This is a genomic window from Intestinirhabdus alba (genome assembly GCF_009711095.1).
Lineage (GTDB): Bacteria > Pseudomonadota > Gammaproteobacteria > Enterobacterales > Enterobacteriaceae > Intestinirhabdus > Intestinirhabdus alba.
The window spans coordinates 163,045-181,502 of sequence record NZ_WMJZ01000003.1; the positions used below are offsets into that span (position 1 = coordinate 163,045).

Below are 18,458 nucleotides of genomic sequence, written 5' to 3' on the forward strand. Positions count from 1 at the left end.
GAAAGTAACCCGGTGGTTACCGTGCGTTAAGGGGTTAAGGGCGTTCTGCCGCAGGGAAAAGAGGGGGAAGCGTTCGGGAGCGGGTGAGAGGGGCAGATAGCGGCTCCCCCCGGCCGGGGAGAGCCGCGCGCCTGTTAAGAAATAATGGCGTTCAGCAGCAGTACGATCAGCAGACCGACCACCGAGTTTGTTAGCTCCAGCAGGCCCCAGGTTTTAAAGGTATCTTTAATCGACAGGCCAAAATACTCTTTAAAGAGCCAGAAGGCGGCGTCGTTGACGTGGGTGATGGTGTTGCTTCCCGACGCCGTTGCCAGCACCATCAGCGCGGGGTCGACGTTGAACGTGGTAATCATCGGGCCGACGATGCCTGCCGCGGTAATTGCCGATACGGTGCCCGCGCCGGTGGCCAGGCGCAGCAGAACGGTAATAAACCAGGCCATAATCAGCGGCGAAATAGAGGATGTCCGCATCATATCGGCAATATAATCGCCAACCCCGGTATCCATAATGATCTGCTTAAACGCCCCGCCGGCACCGATGATAAAGACCACCATCGCCACCTTTTCAATAGCCGTCGTGTACGAGCCCATCACTTCCGTCATCGACTTACCGCGCGCGGTGCCAAAGGCGTACAGAGCAACCAGTACGGCGATCAGCATACTGATCTGCGCGCTGCCAATAAAGTTGAGCAGCGGCATGACGGAAGCGTTGGCGGAAATAAACAGCTTAATTACCGTAACGCCGGTAATAACGATCGCCGGAATAAGGGGAACCAGCAGGCTGACGGTAAACGACGGCATTTCGTCATCGCGGAAAACCTGCTGGGTTTCCAGCAGCTGCGGCACCGGGCGGTCCAGATTACCGAGCAGCTTCGGCAGGATGATGCCGGAGCAGATAACCGTGGGAACGGCAACGATAATGCCATAGATATAAACCATTCCCATATCGGCATGAAACGCGGCGACCAGCGCGGTCGGGCCGGGCTGAGGCGGGAACAGGCTGTGCGCCGTCGTCGCCGCTGCGACCATCGTGATGCCGAGCTTCAGGAAGGGAATTTTGGCCTCCCTGGCGATACTGATAACCAGCGGCGCAAGGATCAGGAAGGCGACTTCGTAGAACATCGCCAGGCCGAAAATCAGGCCGATGATCATGATCGCCCACTGCACCTTCTGCGGCCCGAAGCGCCGCAGCAGGGTGGAAGAGACGCGCTGCGCCGCGCCGGAGTCGACCATCAGCTTACCCAGAATGGCACCGAAAAGAATGATCAGCGCCAGATGGCCTAAGGTACTGCCTACCCCGGCTTCAATAGACTTGCCGACGGCTTCCAGGGGTAATCCTTCACAAACGCCGACGAATATGGCCGTCAATAACAGCGCCAGCATACCGTTGATTTTGAATTTCATATTCAGAATCAGCAGCAACACCACGCCTAAGGCGACCCAGATAATCGGCAGTGCTTCAATTAAAGCGTCCATTTCTCTCCCTGTATAAACTGTAATTGGTATGATAAATTCCCAGGGAAGAATATTACTTTAACGAAATATATTATACCAATTGGTTAAACTGGTAGCTTGCTTTTTAGTGATCCAGCGCATATTCAAAAGGAATGTTTGCTTTAAATTGCAACATTTTTCGGTAAAAGATCACGTTCAGCAGGGCTTAAAAGGGGATCAGATTACGCGGCAGGGCGAAAACCGGAGGATGCCGGGGGCGATTTTGGCCACGTTTATGCCGCAGGTTATGCCATAATTAGCGATTATTTCCCTGAAAGAGATGACCATGCAGTACCCGATTAATGAGATGTTTCAGACCCTGCAGGGCGAGGGTTACTTTACCGGCGTTCCCGCCGTTTTTATTCGTCTGCAGGGATGTCCGGTTGGCTGCGCCTGGTGTGATACCAAACATACCTGGGAGAAGCTCAGCGATCGGGAAATTTCCTTATACAGCGTGCTGGCGAAAACCAAAGAGAGCGATAAGTGGGGGGCGGCAAGCAGCGAAGATCTGCTGGCGGTCATCGGCCGCCAGGGCTATACCGCCCGCCACGTGGTGATTACCGGCGGCGAGCCGTGCATTCACGATTTGATGCCGCTCACCGCGCTGCTGGAAAAGAGCGGCTTCAGCTGCCAGATTGAGACCAGCGGCACCCACGAGGTGCGCTGCACGCCCAATACCTGGGTAACGGTGTCGCCGAAGGTTAATATGCGCGGTGGATATAGCGTGCTGTCGCAGGCGCTGGAACGGGCGGATGAAATTAAGCATCCCGTAGGAAGGGTGCGCGATATTGAAGCGCTGGACGAGCTGCTGATGACGCTAAGCGACAGCAAGCCGCGGGTGATCGCCCTGCAGCCCATCAGCCAGAAAGAGGAGGCCACGCGCCTGTGCATTGACACCTGCATCGCCCGCAACTGGCGGCTCTCCATGCAAACGCACAAGTATCTGAACATTGCCTGATAAAAAACCCGGAGGCGCGAGGCGGTCCGGGGTTTTTATCGTTCTGTAGCGCGGCGGCGCTACTCTCCCCGCCAGGTGCAGCCTGCGGTGCAGGTCTCCTTGATCGTTACCGCGCTCAGCAGCGGTACGACGGGCTTTACCTGCTGCCAGATCCACTTTGCCAGCACTTCGCTGGTGGGGTTCTCCAGTCCCGGAATATCGTTCAGATAGAAGTGATCCAGACGCTCCAGGGTTGGCTTAAAGGCGGCCTTCAGTTCGGCGAAATCCATAACCCAGCCCGTATACGGATCGACTTCACCGGCGATCTCAAGGCGCACCATAAAGGAGTGGCCGTGCAGGCGACCGCACTTATGCCCCTCCGGCACATGGGGAAGGCGATGAGCGGCTTCAAAGGTAAAATCTTTAAACAGGGTGGTGGTCATGTTGAACTCTCAGTCAGGCAAAAAAACCGCCGTAGAGTACCGGAAAGGTTATTTTTTATCATTAACTAAAGCACCCCTGGAGCGCAGGAGGAAGAAAATCGGCGGAGGATTTAAAAAATAGTTTTATATTTCAGTTAATTAAATAACCATTTTTGTTGTTAATAACTATAACTAAAACAGGTTAGTTCATTTGGTTATTTGATATTTCCAACCTTTATTTAAGCGTGATCCCCGCCGCCGTTACCCTAGGCTGAGCTGCATGGGCTGTGAATGACCAGCCTTCGCCCTTACGCGAGATCGTGCTCCGGCCGCCTGCTCTGCTGCGGACTGTGAAATAAACGCGGTAGCCTGCGTCCTTCAACGAAGGCGGCCATTGATCGCCTGTTTGAGCCGCAGCCTGGATGATTTAGCCCATTTTACCCTTTTGGTTTTGGCGCGCTCAGAGGCAAAAAGCGCTTTACTTACTGGAACATAACAACGCATGACGACACAGGCCCCATCTTCCGCGTTGCTTCCGCTAAACCCGGAGCAACTGGCGCGCCTCCAGGCGGCCACCAACGATCTTTCGCCCGCGCAGCTTGCCTGGGTTTCCGGTTATTTCTGGGGCGTGCTGAATCAGCAGCCTGCGGCGGCCGCGCCCCCGGTGCCTGCGGCGGAAACGCCGGGCATTACGCTTATTTCCGCCTCGCAAACCGGCAATGCGCGCCGCGTGGCGGAGGCGCTGCGCGACGATCTGCTGGCGGCGAAGCTGAACGTGACGCTGGTTAACGCCGGTGACTATAAGTTCAAACAGATCGCCAATGAGAAACTGCTGGTGGTGGTGGCCTCGACCCAGGGGGAGGGCGAGCCTCCGGAAGAGGCCGTGGCGCTGCATAAGTTTCTGTTCTCGAAAAAAGCGCCGGCGCTTAACCATACCGCCTTTGCCGTTTTTGGCCTTGGCGACACCTCTTATCAATTTTTCTGCCAGTCTGCTAAAGATTTCGACGGCCGGCTGGCGGAGCTGGGGGGCGAACGCCTGCTGGATCGCGTTGACGCCGACGTGGAGTATCAGGCCGCCGCCGCCGAATGGCGCGCGCGGGTGGTTGAAGCGCTGAAATCCCGCGCGCCGGTCGCGACACTGGCGCAGGCCGTCGCCAGCGGGGCGGTGAATGAGGTTCACAGCAGCCCGTACAGCAAAGAAGCGCCGCTGGTCGCCACGCTGGCGGTTAATCAAAAAATTACCGGCCGTCATTCAGAAAAGGATGTGCGCCATATCGAAATCGATCTCGGCGACGCCGGTCTGCGCTATCAGCCCGGCGATGCGCTGGGCGTCTGGTATCAGAACGACCCGGCGCTGGTAAAAGAGATGGTGGAGCTGGTCTGGCTGAAGGGCGACGAGCCGGTGACGGTGGGCGGTACAAGCCTGCCCCTGGCCCTGGCCCTGCAGCAGCATTTTGAGCTGACGGTGAACACCGCCGCGATTGTGGAAAATTACGCCACCCTGACCCGCAGCGAATCCCTGCTGCCGCTGGTGGGCGACCGGGCGCAGCTGCAGCACTATGCGGCCACCACGCCCATCGTCGATATGCTGCGCTTCTCCCCGGCGCAGCTGGACGCCGAAGCGCTGATCGGCCTGCTGCGGCCGCTGACCCCGCGCCTGTACTCCATCGCCTCTTCGCAGGCGGAGGTTGGCGATGAAGTGCATATCACCGTCGGGGCGGTGCGTTATGAAGTTGAGGGACGGCCCAGGGCGGGCGGTGCCTCCAGCTTCCTGGCCGATCGGCTGGAAGAGGAGGGGGAAGTCCGCATTTTCATCGAGCACAACGACAACTTCCGCCTGCCGGAAAACCCGCAGACGCCGGTGATTATGATCGGCCCCGGCACCGGCATCGCGCCGTTTCGTGCCTTTATGCAGCAGCGTGCGGCGGAGGGGGCGGCGGGAAAAAACTGGCTCTTTTTTGGCAACCCGCACTTTACCGAAGATTTTCTCTATCAGGTGGAGTGGCAGCGCTACGTGAAAGAGGGCGTGCTGAGCCGTATCGATCTTGCCTGGTCCCGGGATCAAAAAGAAAAAGTCTATGTTCAGGACAAACTGCGTGAACGGGGCGCAGAGCTGTGGCGCTGGATTAACGACGGCGCGCATATTTACGTCTGCGGCGACGCCAGCCGCATGGCGAAAGATGTTGAACTGGCGTTACTGGACGTGATTGCCGAATTCGGCGCAATGGATGCCGAAGCGGCGGACGAATTTTTAAGTGAGCTGCGCGTTGAGCGCCGTTATCAGCGAGATGTCTACTAATGAGCGAAAAACATCCAGGACCCTTGGTAGTTGAAGGTAAACTGTCCGACGCCGAACGCATGAAGCGGGAGAGTAACTACCTGCGCGGCACCATTGCCGAAGATCTGAATGACGGCCTGACCGGCGGCTTCAGGGGGGACAATTTTTTGCTGATCCGCTTTCACGGCATGTATCAGCAGGACGATCGTGATATTCGCGCCGAGCGCGCCGCTCAGAAGCTGGAGCCGCGTCACGCAATGCTGCTGCGCTGCCGCCTGCCGGGCGGGGTGATCACCACGCAACAGTGGCAGGCGATAGACAAGTTCGCGGGCGAAAACACGATTTACGGCAGCATCCGCCTGACCAACCGCCAGACCTTTCAGTTTCACGGCATTCTGAAGAAGCACGTCAAGCCGGCGCACCAGATGCTGCATTCGGTGGGGCTGGACTCGCTGGCCACCGCCAACGACATGAACCGCAACGTGCTGTGCACCTCGAATCCGTATGAGTCGGAGCTGCACGCCGAGGCCTGGGCGTGGGCGAAGAAAATTTCTGAGCATCTGCTGCCGCGCACCCGCGCCTATGCGGAGATCTGGCTCGATCGGGAAAAGGTCGCCACCACCGACGAGGAGCCGATCCTCGGCCAGACCTATCTGCCGCGTAAGTTTAAAACGACGGTGGTGATCCCGCCGCAGAACGACATCGATCTGCACGCCAACGACATGAACTTTGTCGCCGTGGCGGAGAACGGCAGACTGGTGGGCTTTAACCTGCTGGTGGGCGGCGGCCTGTCCATTGAGCACGGCAATAAAAAAACCTACGCCCGCACCGCCAGCGAGTTTGGTTATCTGCCGCTGGAGCACACCCTGGCGGTGGCCGAAGCGGTGGTCACCACCCAGCGCGACTGGGGCAACCGTACCGATCGTAAAAACGCCAAAACCAAGTACACCCTTGAGCGCGTCGGCGTGGAGACCTTTAAGGCGGAAGTGGAGCGCCGGGCGGGGATGAGGTTTGAGCCGATCCGCCCCTATGCGTTCACCGGCCGCGGCGATCGCATCGGCTGGGTAAAGGGGATCGACAATAACTGGCACCTGACGCTGTTTATTGAAAACGGCCGTATCCTGGACTATCCGGGGCGGCCGCTGAAGACCGGCCTGCTGGAGATTGCGAAGATCCATAAAGGTGAATTTCGTATTACCGCCAATCAGAATCTGATCGTGGCCGGCGTGCCTGAAAGCGAAAAAGCGAAGATCGAAAAGCTGGCTCTCGATCATGGTCTGATGAACGCCGTCACCCCCCAGCGTGAAAACTCCATGGCCTGCGTGTCGTTCCCCACCTGCCCGCTGGCGATGGCGGAAGCCGAACGTTTCCTGCCCGCGTTTATTGATAAAATTGACGCGATGATGGCGAAGCATCATCTCAGCGATGAGCACATTGTGCTGCGCGTCACCGGCTGCCCGAACGGCTGCGGGCGGGCTATGCTGGCGGAGGTCGGGCTGGTGGGCAAGGCACCGGGGCGTTATAACCTGCACCTGGGCGGCGACCGCGTCGGCACGCGCATTCCGCGAATGTACCGGGAAAATATCACCGAGCCGGAGATTCTGGCGTTGCTGGATGAGCTGGTTGGGCGCTGGGCGAAAGAGCGCGAGGCGGGGGAAGGCTTTGGCGACTTTACGGTGCGGGCGGGTATTATTCGCCCGGTGTGCGATCCGGCGCGGGATTTCTGGGAATAATCCTTTCCTCTCACCCTAACCCTCTCCCCGCCGGGGAGAGGGAAGCGATCGGTTTTCTCCCTCACCCTTTGGGGAGAGGGGAACAAACAAACGAGGTCTGTATGTCCGTACTCAATCTGAACGTGCTTAACGAATTACCGAAGGACGATCGCGTTTTACAACTGGCGGAGACCAACGGCCAACTGGAAAAGCTGAGCGCGGAAGAGCGTGTCGCCTGGGCGCTGGAGCATCTGCCTGGGGAGTACGTGCTTTCATCCAGCTTTGGTATTCAGGCGGCGGTTAGCCTGCACCTGGTGAATCGGCTGCGCCCGGACATTCCGGTGATCCTCACCGATACCGGTTATCTGTTCCCGGAGACGTACCGGTTTATCGACGAGCTGACCGATAAACTTGGCCTGAACCTGCAGGTTTACCGGGCGACGCAGAGCGCCGCCTGGCAGGAGGCTCGCTACGGCAGGCTGTGGGAGCAGGGCGTGGAGGGGATTGAGAAATACAATGAGATCAACAAGGTCGAGCCGATGAACCGGGCGCTGTGTGAACTAAAGGCGCAAACCTGGTTTGCCGGCCTGCGCCGCGAGCAGTCCGGCAGCCGCGCGCACCTGCCGGTGCTGGCGATTCAGCGCGGGGTTTTTAAGGTGCTGCCCATCATCGACTGGGATAACCGGACGGTTTATCAGTATCTGCAAAAGCATGGCCTGAGCTACCACCCGCTGTGGGAGCAGGGCTATCTCTCGGTTGGCGACACCCACACCACCCGTAAATGGGAGCCGGGAATGGCGGAGGAAGAGACGCGCTTCTTCGGCCTGAAGCGGGAATGCGGTTTGCATGAGGGGTGAGCAATTTTTGGTGTAAGTTTATTGATCCCGGTAATACCGGGATTTTTATATGTGGATATGCAATTATCCTGGAGTTGAACAGAAAATAATTTTTTAGTGCCTATTTTCAAAACAGAGTAACCCTCCAGCAACAATAAATTTGTGCAAGATGACAAAAATCATCGGCAGGCCATTTGTATTCCTTCTCAAAAAATTATAATCCTGCGGCGGGATGAGGGTAAAGCTGCAGGAACCCGATCGTATGCCATCTGGCACTGGCTCACTGGCGTAGCCAGCCCGCGGGCAGGCTGCACAATGGCGTGTATATTGAGATGGCTCACAAATTAATTTTACTAAATATGTAAATATATTTCGCCTGTTATCAATTTAATGGTAGTGGCGTGTCGATATTTAATTACTGGGGAAAAACCCGTCTGCGGGAAAAGAACGGCGGAGATGACTATCATCTCCTGTGCTGGCATTCACTGGACGTTGCCGCAATAGGCTATCTGATGGTGAAACAGAATATTTATAACCTGGCTACTTATTTTCGACAATTAGGCTTCACTAATACTGAACAGGCGGCGCAATTTTTCGGCTGGCTATTGTGCTGGCATGACACGGGTAAGTTTGCCCGCTCTTTTCAACGATTGTACACCAACGACCGCCTTCAGGTGCCTCCCGGCGGTCGCCAGCATTACGAGAATGTACCGCATACAACGCTTGGCTACTGGCTGTGGAATACGTGGTTAAGCGAATGTCCTGAACTGCTTCCGGCCTCTTCGCTTTCTCCCCGTAAGTTAAAACGTGTTATTGCCATGTGGATGCCGCTGACCACCGGGCATCACGGGCGGCCGCCGCAGGGCGTGCGCGAGCTGGATAATTTTCTTCCCGCTGATAAAGAGGCCGCCCGCGACTTTCTTCTTGGTATCAAACCGCTGTTTCCGCTCGTTGAGATCCCGGCGAGCTGGGATGAGGACGACGGCATTGAGCTGTTCCAGCGCCTCTCCTGGCCTGTTTCAGCCGCGGTGGTGCTGGCTGACTGGACCGGCTCCGCAACGCGCTTTTTTCCGCGGGTCGCCGATGCTATGCCGCTGAAAACCTACTGGCAGCGGGCGCGTGCACAGGCGGAAAAGGCCGTAGCCCTGTTCCCTCCGCCTGCGGCGGTTGCGCCGTTTTCGGGCATTGAGGCGCTTTTTCCCTTTATTCAACACCCCACGCCGCTACAGCAAAAGGTGCTTGAGCTGGATCTTAGCGCGCAGGGGCCGCATTTATTCATTCTGGAAGACGTGACCGGGGCCGGAAAAACAGAAGCGGCGCTGCTTCTGACCCACCGGCTGATGGCCGCCGGAAAGGGGCAGGGGCTCTATTTTGGTCTGCCGACGATGGCCACGGCGAATGCCATGTTCGATCGCATGGCGAAATCCTGGCTGGCGCTGTATCAGGCCGGCTCGCGTCCCAGCCTGGTGCTGGCGCACAGCGCGCGCGGGCTGATGGAGCGTTTCAATCAGTCGCTCTGGAGCGTGGACCTGTCTGGCTCCGAGGAGGCTGATGAAAAACAGCCTTACAGCCAGGGCTGCGCGGCGTGGTTTGCCGACAGTAATAAAAAAGCGTTGCTGGCGGACGTGGGCGTAGGCACGCTCGATCAGGCGATGATGGCGGTAATGCCCTTTAAACATAACAACCTGCGACTGCTGGGCCTGAGCGATAAAATCCTGCTGGCGGATGAGATCCACGCCTACGACGCCTATATGTCACGAATTCTGGAAAGCCTGATTGAAAAACAGGCCAGTAATGGCAACACCACTATTTTACTTTCCGCCACGCTATCGCAGCAGCAGAGAGACAGGCTGGTGGCCGCTTTTGCTAAGGGTATGAAGTGCCGGGTGGAAGCGCCGCTGCTGGGCTATGAGGACTATCCGTGGCTAACCCAGGTCACAGGAGCGGCGGTAGTTTCTCAGCATGTGGAAACCCGTAAAGAGGTGGAACGTAGCGTCAAAGTGGGCTGGATGCACAGCGAGCAGGCGTGTATTGAGCGCATTGAGCAGGCCGTAAGCCAGGGCAAATGCATTGCATGGATACGCAACTCCGTTGACGACGCGATTCGTATTTACCGACAGCTACTCGTCAGGGGGATCGTTCCTGCGGAGGATCTCTTGCTATTCCATAGCCGTTTCGCCTTTTACGACAGGCAGCGCATTGAGACAAAAACTTCGTCGTGGTTTGGTAAAGGTCACAGCGGGGAGCGTACAGGAAAGGTACTTATCTCAACGCAAGTCATTGAACAATCACTAGATATTGATATGGATGAGATGATCTCCGATCTGGCACCGGTGGATTTACTGATCCAGCGAGCCGGGCGTTTACAGCGTCATATCCGCGATCGTAACGGCTTATTGAAGACTGCCGGACAAGATGAACGCGCTGCGCCGGAGCTGCTGATTTTCGCTCCGGAATGGGACGACGAACCGCAAGAGGATTGGTTTTCAGGCGCTATGCGCAATAGCGCCTACGTCTATCCCGATCATGGCCGCCTGTGGCTGACCCAGCGGGTACTGCGCGAGCAGGGTGAAATTCGGATGCCGCAGTCGGCCCGGTTGCTGATCGAGTCGGTTTACGGTGAAGAGGTGCATGTGCCTGACGGCTTTGCAAAGGCAGAGGCGTCGCGGGAAGGGAAATACTACTGTGACCGCGCTTTTGCTGACCAGGCGTCACTAAATTTTACCCAGGGCTATAGCACTGAGAGCTGCGATTTTTTACCAGAGAAGCTTTCCACACGCCTTGCGGAAGAGTCGATTACGCTTTGGCTGGCAAAAATAGTTGATGGGAGCGTTGTTCCCTATGCGTCCGGTGAACATCCCTGGGAAATGAGCATGGTGCGGGTACGTCAAAGCTGGTGGGAAAAGCATAAAAGCGAGTTTGTTTGCGTAGAAGGTAAGCCGCTGCAGCAATGGTGCGTTGAACAGCATCAGAACCCGGAGTTTGCCGTGGTGATTGATGTGTCTGATACGGTCAGCTGCGGCTATTCAGCGTGTGAAGGGCTGATTGGCAAAGCGGGGTAGATTGCCCGGCGACGGCTCCGTTTTTATACACAACCTGTAAGGAATTACAGCGCGATTGAATTGCGAATATTCAGCTTTGCCAGGCGGTAATCTGGAAATTCTGGTTCGTATATACATGAGCGTATCTTGATGGATAACTGTCCAGGGACGGAAGTTTTTGCGAGAGGATTTGCAATATGGTTTCACTTTTAACTACATGCTGGCTTCCCGCCCGTTTTAAAGACGGCTCTGTCGGGAAGCTGGCACCGGTCGATCTGGCCGATGGAAACGTGGTGGATATTGTCGCGACGCGAGCGGACTTACATGGGGCTGCCTGGCAGTTTTTGCTGGGATTGCTGCAGTGCAGCATGGCACCGAAGAATCGGTCCCGTTGGGAAGATGTATGGGAAGATGGGCTGGATAAAGAAACGCTCCGCAAAGCGCTGGCACCGTTAGAGCCTGCCTTCCAGTTCGGCGCGGATTCGCCTTCATTTATGCAGGACTTTGCGCCGTTAACCGGTGAAAAAGTTTCCATTGCCGCGCTACTGCCGGAAATTCCCGGTGCGCAAACCACTAAGTTTAATAAAGATCATTTTATTAAGCGGGGCGTCACGGAGCGCTTTTGCCCGCACTGCGCGGCGCTGGCGTTATTCTCACTGCAGCTTAATGCGCCAGCGGGTGGCAAAGGTTATCGTACCGGGCTGCGCGGCGGCGGGCCGATGACCACGCTTATCGAATTACAGGAGTATCAGGGAAAGAGGCAGACGCCACTGTGGCGTAAGCTGTGGCTGAACGTGATGCCGCAGGACGCCGCGCAAATGCCGCTGCCCGCCTCATATGATGCGTCGATCTTTCCGTGGCTGGCCGCAACGCGAACCAGCGAACCGCCGGCGAACAGGGTCACAACGCCAGAGCAGGTGAATCGGTTGCAGGTGTACTGGGGAATGCCGCGTCGTGTTCGCCTTGATTTTTCTGCTACCCAGGCGGGCGTCTGCGATATTTGCAGCGCGGAGAGCGATGCGCTGCTTAGCGCTATGACCGTCAAGAACTATGGCGTTAACTATGAGGGCTGGCAGCATCCGTTGACGCCCTACCGCCTGCCGTTGAAAGGGGAGGATGGCTTCTTCTCTGTTAAACCGCAGCCCGGCGGCCTTATCTGGCGGGACTGGCTGGGATTAAGCCAGGATAACCAGTCGGAAAATAATACCGAGTATCCGGCGCAGGTCGTTAAAGTCTTTAATGCCCACCCGCCGACTGACGTTAAGGTTGGGCTATGGGGATTTGGCGCGGATTTCGACAATATGAAAATTCGCTGCTGGTATGAGCACCACTTCCCGCTGCTGTTAACTGAAAATATCATCCCCGATCTACGCAAGGCGGCACTCACTGCATCGCGCAATCTTAATTTGCTACGAAGCGCGTTAAAAGAGGCCTGGTTTGCCGATGCCAAAGGCGCGCGCGGCGATTTCAGCTTTATTGATATCGACTTCTGGCATCTTACGCAGGATTACTTTCTTGCGCTTATTCGCGATCTTGAAAACGGCCAGAACGCAGACGAAAGGCTTAGCCAGTGGCAAACGAACGTCTGGCTGTTTACCCGCCGCTACTTTGATGACCACGTTTTTACCAACCCCTACGAGGCCAGCAATCTCAAACGCATCATGCAGGCACGTAAAAAATATTTCACCAAATCGGCGGAGAAGCAGAGCGCGAAAGCCGCCAAAGCCAAAAAGCAGGAGGCTGCTGAATGAGCATTGTGAAGGACGACCATAAGGCCACGCTGCGCCGATGGTATGACGAGTTACAGGAAAAACGCGGTCTGCGCGCCAGCCTGCGGCGCAGCAAAACGGTGAACGAAGCCTGCCTGTCGGAAGGATTTCGTTCCCTGCTGATGCAGACCCACACCTTATGGAAAATCGAAGGACAAGAGTGGCGTTTTACCGCCCTTGCTCTCACGGCGGCACTGGCCGCACACGTTAAATCTATTGATGAGCGGCTGAAGTTTGCTGCACAGCTAGGTCAGATGACGGGTAATAATCCGGTCATGTCGGAACTGCGCTTTTCCCGACTGTCTGCGGTAAAAACGCCTGATGAACTGCTGCGTCAGCTACTGCGCGCCGTTCGGTTACTTAACGGCGCGGTAAACCTTCCTTCCCTGGCGGATGACATTTTCCACTGGTGCCGGGAAAACGATGATTTACAGAACCATCACCGCCGTCCGCTGCGGCCGACTGAATTTATCCGTATCCGCTGGGCGCTGGAATATTACCAGGCCGGCGACGCCGATAACGAACAAAATTAACAGGGACACTCAAATGACAACGTTTATTCAACTCCACTTACTGACCGCTTATCCTGCCGCTAACCTGAACCGTGACGATACCGGTTCCCCCAAAACGGTGGTGATTGGCGGCGCAACGCGCCTGCGCGTCTCTTCACAAAGTCTGAAGCGCGCCTGGCGAACTTCTGAATTGTTTGAACAGGCGCTGGCCGGGCATATCGGTATCCGCAGCGGGCGCATTGCGCGTGAGGCCGCCGATATTCTGGTTAAAAAAGGCATTGATGAAAAAAAAGCCGTCGAATGGGTAAAAAAAATTGCAGATTATCTGGGTAAAGCCAAAGAAGATAAGAAGCCAAAGGATGCGCTGACTAACGCGGAGACCGAACAACTGGTGCATATCAGCCCGGCTGAATTTGAGGCGGTTAAAGCGCTGGCGCACACGCTGGCTGAAGAAAAACGCGCGCCGAAGGAAGATGAGCTGGCGCTATTACGCAAGGATCGTATGGCGGTGGATATCGCCATGTTTGGTCGTATGCTGGCAAAGAAAACTAATTTCAACATTGAAGCCGCCTGCCAGGTGGCGCACGCCTTCGGCGTCAGTGAAACAATCGTAGAAGATGATTTCTTCACCGCCGTGGACGATCTGCCCAAAGCGCCAGAAGACGCCGGCGCCGGACATCTTGGTGAAGCCGGATTTGGTTCGGCGCTGTTTTATACCTATATCTGCATCAATAAGGATCTGCTGGTAAAAAACCTCAACGGCGACGTAGAACTGGCGAATAAAACGCTGCGTGCCTTTACCGAAGCGGCGCTGAAAGTCTCGCCGACCGGTAAACAAAACAGCTTCGCCAGCCGCGCCTATGCGTCCTGGGCGCTGGCGGAAAAAGGCACCGAGCAGCCGCGATCGCTGGCCGCCGCGTTTTACAATCCGATCAACGGCACGAATCAGCTGGAAGTTGCCGTAAAGCGTATCACCGAACTGCGTGAAAATATGAATAAGGTTTATGAACAGCAAACGCAGTCCGTTGATTTTGATGCCGTGAGCGGGAAGGGAAGCATGAAGAGCGTGCTGGACTTTATCTGCGCGTAAGGGGCGGCTATGAGCCAATATCTGGTTTTTCAGCTACATGGGCCGATGGCTTCCTGGGGTGTGGAAGCGCCAGGCGAAGTGCGTCACAGCCACGAGCTTCCTTCACGTTCAGCCCTGCTGGGGCTGCTGGCGGCGGCGCTCGGCATCCGGCGCGACGAAGAAGAGCGGTTGAATAATTTCAATCAGCACTACTCGTTTCTCCTGTGCGCCAGCAAAAATCCGCGCTGGGCGCGGGATTATCATACGGTCCAAATGCCGAAAGAGGTGCGAAAGGCGCGTTATTTCAGCCGTCGTGAAGAGTTGAGCGATCCTGAACTGCTCAGCGCGCTTATCTCCCGGCGCGATTATTACACTGATGCCTGGTGGATGATTGGCGTAGCAATAACGCCCGATGCGCCTTATTCGCTGGAGCAACTGCGGGATGCGCTACAACATCCAATATTTCCTCTCTATCTGGGGCGAAAAAGCCACCCTCTGGCTTTACCGCTCGCGCCGCTGTTGCTGAAAGGTGCCGCGCCGAAAGTATTGAGCGAGGCGTATCGTCAGTATCGCGAGAAGTTTAAAGAAATCACTATCCCTCTGGCGAAACTCCAGCCTGAGTGCTGGTGGGAAGGTGAACATGACGGCCTGACGGCGAACAAGATACTGCGTCGTCGCGACAGGCCGTTGAGCCGCCGGCAGTGGTTATTTGGCGAACGTATCGTTAATCAGGGACCGTGGCTTATCGAGGAGGCAGAGTGTATCTCTCAAGAATAACGTTATATACCGGCCAGCTTTCTCCCTCGCAGCTACTGCATCTGGTGGAGCGCGGCGAATACGTGATGCACCAGTGGTTATGGGAACTGTTTCCCGCAGGGAAAGAGAGGCAGTTTCTGTATCGACGTGAAGAGCTGCAGGGGGCGTTTCGCTTTTATGTTTTTTCAGCGACGCCTCCGGCGCAGAGCGATATCTTCGACGTGCAATGTCGCCCGTTTTCTCCTGCGTTAAGGGTGGGTCAACGGCTGGGATTTAGTCTGCGCGCCAACCCAACGATTTGCAAAGCAGGTAAACGCCACGATCTGCTTATGGAAGCGAAGCGCCAGGTAAAAGGAGAGCTTGCCGGAGGCGAACTTTGGGCATATCAACAACAGGCTGCGCTGGCGTGGCTGGTAAATCAGGGAGAAAAAAATGGTTTTTCTCTGCTGGAAGCGAACGTTGAGGCATATCGTCAGCAGCGGCTACGGCGGGAAAAATCCCGGCAGATGATTCAGTTCAGCAGCGTGGATTATACCGGTGTGTTGGTGGTTAACGATCCTGAACTGTTTCGGCAGCGGCTGGCTTTAGGATATGGCAAAAGCCGCGCTTTTGGCTGCGGAATGATGTTGATTAAGCCCGGAGAGAGCGAGTGACCTTTGTTCCGCTAAGCCCGATCCCGCTGAAAGATCGCACATCGATGATTTTTCTTCAGTACGGTCAGATTGACGTGCTGGACGGCGCGTTCGTGCTGATCGACAAGACCGGGATCCGCACGCACATTCCGGTTGGATCGGTAGCCTGTATCATGCTGGAGCCGGGAACGCGGGTTTCTCACGCCGCTGTGCGTCTGGCATCAACGACAGGCACGCTGTTGGTTTGGGTGGGGGAAGCCGGGGTGCGTCTTTATGCTTCAGGGCAGCCCGGCGGAGCGCGGGCGGATAAACTGCTTTATCAGGCAAAGCTGGCGCTGGATGATGATTTGCGTCTGAAAGTGGTACGGAAAATGTATGAACTGCGTTTTCGTGAACCCCCTCCGGCCCGTCGTTCGGTTGAACAGCTACGTGGAATTGAAGGTTCTCGTGTTCGTCAGACGTATGCATTGCTGGCGAAGCAGTATGGCGTGAAATGGCATGGCCGCAGTTACGATCCGAAAGATTGGGAAAAGGGCGATGTTGTAAATCGGTGCATCAGCGCGGCGACCTCTTGCCTGTATGGTATTACCGAAGCGGCAGTATTGGCCGCGGGCTATGCGCCGGCAATTGGTTTTATTCATAGCGGTAAGCCGCTCTCTTTTGTTTATGACATAGCCGATATCATTAAGTTTACCTCGGTCGTGCCAAAGGCATTTGAGATTGCTGCCCGTAGTCCGTCAGAACCCGATCGCGAAGTTCGTTTAGCCTGTCGGGATATATTTCGTAGCACAAAGCTTACCGGCAAGCTTATACCATTAATAGAAGAGGTATTGGCGGCTGGTGAAATAGAACCTCCGCAGGCTGCTCCGGACATGCTGCCGCCAGCAATTCCGGAAGCGAAAGCCATAGGAGATTGCGGGCATCGGGGACGTGGTGGATGAGCCTGGTTGTTGTCGTTACGGAAAATGTTCCACCGCGCTTACGTGGACGCCTTGCGATCTGGCTTCTGGAAATACGGGCCGGTGTCTATGTCGGCGACGTTTCAAAACGTATTCGTGAAATGATCTGGCAACAGGTTACGCAGCTTGGCGGGTGTGGAAACGTTGTAATGGCCTGGGCGACGAATACTGAATCAGGTTTTGACTTTCAAACGTGGGGAGAAAATCGGCGAATGCCGGTGGATCTTGACGGTCTTCGCCTGGTTTCTTTTTTTCCTGTTCAGAATCAATAGATTAATCGCTCTTTAACAATGCGTAATTGTTGTATTAAAGTTGGTAGATTGTTTAATGAATAAAAAAGTAAGAAGAAACAAAGATGTACGCTTAGTGTGTTCCCCGCGCCAGCGGGGATGAACCGCACTGACCCCGAAAAACGATACAGAGGAGCAAGTGTTCCCCGCGCCAGCGGGGATGAACCGCCCCCTGTGATCAGGCGCGGTGCAATTCTACTGTGTTCCCCGCGCCAGCGGGGATGAACCGTCGTCGATGTCGATGGTACCCGTGACAGTCGCGTGTTCCCCGCGCCAGCGGGGATGAACCGGGCCAGGTGCTGGTCAGAACGGCGCGCAGCTTGTGTTCCCCGCGCCAGCGGGGATGAACCGCCCCAGTCAATCAACCCGCGTGACGATTCTTGGTGTTCCCCGCGCCAGCGGGGATAAACCAAATTAAAACAGGAACATATTTTTTGGGGAACCGTGACGCAATAGCTTTGTAAATTTTGCTCAGTAAACCGGTCGCTTTTTCGGTGGCTAAAATAAATTTGCGAGTGAGGTCCGGATTCGGACTTTTATTGCTCGCCTGGCTTAGGGAATTATCCTGGATAATCAGGCGGAATGGAGAAAAGTTGCCAATAATGCTGCCAGTGAACTATCCGAAAACAGACCTTTGTGCTGTTTTATTTATCTCTATGTTTTACCCTTAGCGAACTATTGCCGGAGGCAGTAGCGTAAATAAATAACTGAGGGAATAACTTGATGAAAAAAATCGTATTGTTTGCTGCGTTGACAATGATGTCCGGATCTTCTTTTGCAGCAATTACCGAAACCTGTCAGCAGTATTTCAATGATGTCGATGCCCTGATCGAGCAGGCTTCAAAAACCAGCGATCAGGCTAAACAACAGATGGATGCGATGAAGCCGCAGCTCGAACAGTCAAAAAAACAGTTAGCTGAATTACCGGCCGAAAGCCAGGATGCAGGCTGCAAGCAGGGCTCTGCAGCGCTGGCGCAAATGAAGCAGATGCTGGGCGTCAAATAATTAATGCGGTCGTTAAGAGCGTAATGGATATACCCGTCATACTTCAGGTTGCATGTGCGTTGGCTTCGGGTTACTAGCCTCATCCATGAGACTCGCCCTGACGGGCCGCCGCTGCGCGGCGTTCAAAGCTGCTCCGGGCAGATTTGTCGCTCACCCCGGTCACTTACTCCGGTAAGCTCCCGGGGACTAATGAGAGACATTCCTGTCTTTCACCAGAGGCAGCCTGCGGCTGTTCAAATTCGTTCCTGACGAATTTGTCACTGCGTCGCCGCGTGATTCGGCCTGAGGGCCTCACCCCTTCGGGGCCAGCCCTGGGGCTGTTCAAAACGCGCTGCGTTTAGTCCTGCAACTCGAATTATTTAGGGTATAGACGGCACTCTGGTTTTAAGTGACTGGCCTGGCGGAACCATTTGCTGGCTGTTTTGTCCCCGGTCAGAGAGCAACAAAGCACGTCGGTATTTTGAACGCTCGTCACAGAGGGCGCGAGACAATCCTCGCGTACGGTAACAACGCTTCGGCAGCGAAGTGCTATCCGCGTTCAAATGTTCTCCGTGGCCAGTCTCCCGGCCGCGGTTAATAAATTTGCAGGCGAATATTCATTCGCCTCAGATTGATGACAAAGAGGGAAAACGTGGTTTTTCCCTCTTTGTAGTTAGCAGCCGAAAATCAATGAATTGATTTTCCTTGTTTATTTTTGTGGTGATTATGGCCGAACGAGTTCGGCCTGGGGGTGTCATCAGTCTCAGG

The 18,458-nt window shown here is 55.5% G+C and carries 15 protein-coding genes and 1 CRISPR repeat array; of the genes, 13 read left to right on the top strand and 2 right to left on the bottom strand.

Features of this window, described 5'->3' with window-relative positions; all coding sequences use genetic code 11:
- Positions 1-134: 134 nt before the first annotated feature.
- Positions 135-1,463, bottom strand: coding sequence for a gluconate:H+ symporter (locus GJV78_RS03510; protein ID WP_330998778.1), 1,329 nt, complete (start codon positions 1,461-1,463; stop codon positions 135-137).
- 316 nt (positions 1,464-1,779) lie between these two features.
- On the opposite strand from GJV78_RS03510, the gene queE reads away from it, so the two are divergent.
- Positions 1,780-2,451 (top strand): 7-carboxy-7-deazaguanine synthase QueE, encoded by a 672-nt coding sequence (gene queE / locus GJV78_RS03515; RefSeq protein ID WP_155107019.1) that lies wholly within the window; start codon positions 1,780-1,782, stop codon positions 2,449-2,451.
- Positions 2,452-2,510: 59 nt separating this feature from the next.
- On the opposite strand, the gene queD is transcribed toward queE, so the two are convergent.
- Positions 2,511-2,873, bottom strand: a complete 363-nt coding sequence (queD, locus tag GJV78_RS03520) for a 6-carboxytetrahydropterin synthase QueD (RefSeq protein ID WP_155107020.1) — start codon at positions 2,871-2,873, stop codon at positions 2,511-2,513.
- A 481-nt stretch (positions 2,874-3,354) separates the two neighbouring features.
- On the opposite strand from queD, the gene cysJ reads away from it, so the two are divergent.
- From cysJ to GJV78_RS03580, 12 genes are all read left to right on the top strand, one after another.
- The gene (gene cysJ, locus GJV78_RS03525; protein ID WP_155107021.1) at positions 3,355-5,151 is read left to right on the top strand and encodes an NADPH-dependent assimilatory sulfite reductase flavoprotein subunit; all 1,797 of its coding nucleotides are present in this window, start codon (positions 3,355-3,357) and stop codon (positions 5,149-5,151) included.
- Positions 5,151-6,863: an assimilatory sulfite reductase (NADPH) hemoprotein subunit gene (gene cysI / locus GJV78_RS03530; RefSeq protein WP_155107022.1), complete on the top strand. Its 1,713-nt coding sequence runs from the start codon at positions 5,151-5,153 to the stop codon at positions 6,861-6,863. The genes cysJ and cysI overlap by 1 nt, the downstream gene beginning before the upstream one ends.
- A gap of 101 nt (positions 6,864-6,964) precedes the next feature.
- Complete coding sequence (gene cysH, locus GJV78_RS03535) at positions 6,965-7,699, top strand: phosphoadenosine phosphosulfate reductase (protein WP_155107023.1); 735 nt, start codon at positions 6,965-6,967, stop codon at positions 7,697-7,699.
- Positions 7,700-8,079: 380 nt separating this feature from the next.
- Positions 8,080-10,740, top strand: a complete 2,661-nt coding sequence (cas3, locus tag GJV78_RS03540) for a CRISPR-associated helicase Cas3' (RefSeq protein WP_167519352.1) — start codon at positions 8,080-8,082, stop codon at positions 10,738-10,740.
- A 176-nt stretch (positions 10,741-10,916) separates the two neighbouring features.
- The gene (casA, locus tag GJV78_RS03545; protein WP_155107024.1) at positions 10,917-12,470 is read left to right on the top strand and encodes a type I-E CRISPR-associated protein Cse1/CasA; all 1,554 of its coding nucleotides are present in this window, start codon (positions 10,917-10,919) and stop codon (positions 12,468-12,470) included.
- Positions 12,467-13,021: a type I-E CRISPR-associated protein Cse2/CasB gene (gene casB / locus GJV78_RS03550; RefSeq protein ID WP_155107025.1), complete on the top strand. Its 555-nt coding sequence runs from the start codon at positions 12,467-12,469 to the stop codon at positions 13,019-13,021. The genes casA and casB overlap by 4 nt, the downstream gene beginning before the upstream one ends.
- A gap of 13 nt (positions 13,022-13,034) precedes the next feature.
- Entirely contained in the window at positions 13,035-14,090 is a 1,056-nt protein-coding gene (gene cas7e / locus GJV78_RS03555) for a type I-E CRISPR-associated protein Cas7/Cse4/CasC (RefSeq protein ID WP_155107026.1), read from the top strand.
- A 9-nt stretch (positions 14,091-14,099) separates the two neighbouring features.
- Positions 14,100-14,846 carry a type I-E CRISPR-associated protein Cas5/CasD gene (gene cas5e, locus GJV78_RS03560; RefSeq protein ID WP_155107027.1) on the top strand — a complete coding sequence of 249 codons (747 nt, stop codon included), beginning with the start codon at positions 14,100-14,102 and terminating at the stop codon, positions 14,844-14,846.
- Entirely contained in the window at positions 14,828-15,478 is a 651-nt protein-coding gene (cas6e, locus tag GJV78_RS03565) for a type I-E CRISPR-associated protein Cas6/Cse3/CasE (protein WP_167519353.1), read from the top strand. The genes cas5e and cas6e overlap by 19 nt, the downstream gene beginning before the upstream one ends.
- Positions 15,475-16,398 carry a type I-E CRISPR-associated endonuclease Cas1e gene (gene cas1e / locus GJV78_RS03570; protein WP_167519354.1) on the top strand — a complete coding sequence of 308 codons (924 nt, stop codon included), beginning with the start codon at positions 15,475-15,477 and terminating at the stop codon, positions 16,396-16,398. Before cas6e ends, cas1e begins: the two co-directional genes overlap by 4 nt.
- Positions 16,395-16,688 (top strand): type I-E CRISPR-associated endoribonuclease Cas2e, encoded by a 294-nt coding sequence (cas2e, locus tag GJV78_RS03575; RefSeq protein ID WP_155107028.1) that lies wholly within the window; start codon positions 16,395-16,397, stop codon positions 16,686-16,688. The genes cas1e and cas2e overlap by 4 nt, the downstream gene beginning before the upstream one ends.
- A gap of 96 nt (positions 16,689-16,784) precedes the next feature.
- Positions 16,785-17,118: a CRISPR direct-repeat array (repeat unit 29 nt; unit sequence GTGTTCCCCGCGCCAGCGGGGATGAACCG).
- Positions 17,119-17,429: 311 nt separating this feature from the next.
- The gene (locus tag GJV78_RS03580; RefSeq protein ID WP_155107029.1) at positions 17,430-17,711 is read left to right on the top strand and encodes a DUF5339 domain-containing protein; all 282 of its coding nucleotides are present in this window, start codon (positions 17,430-17,432) and stop codon (positions 17,709-17,711) included.
- Positions 17,712-18,458 lie beyond the last annotated feature (747 nt).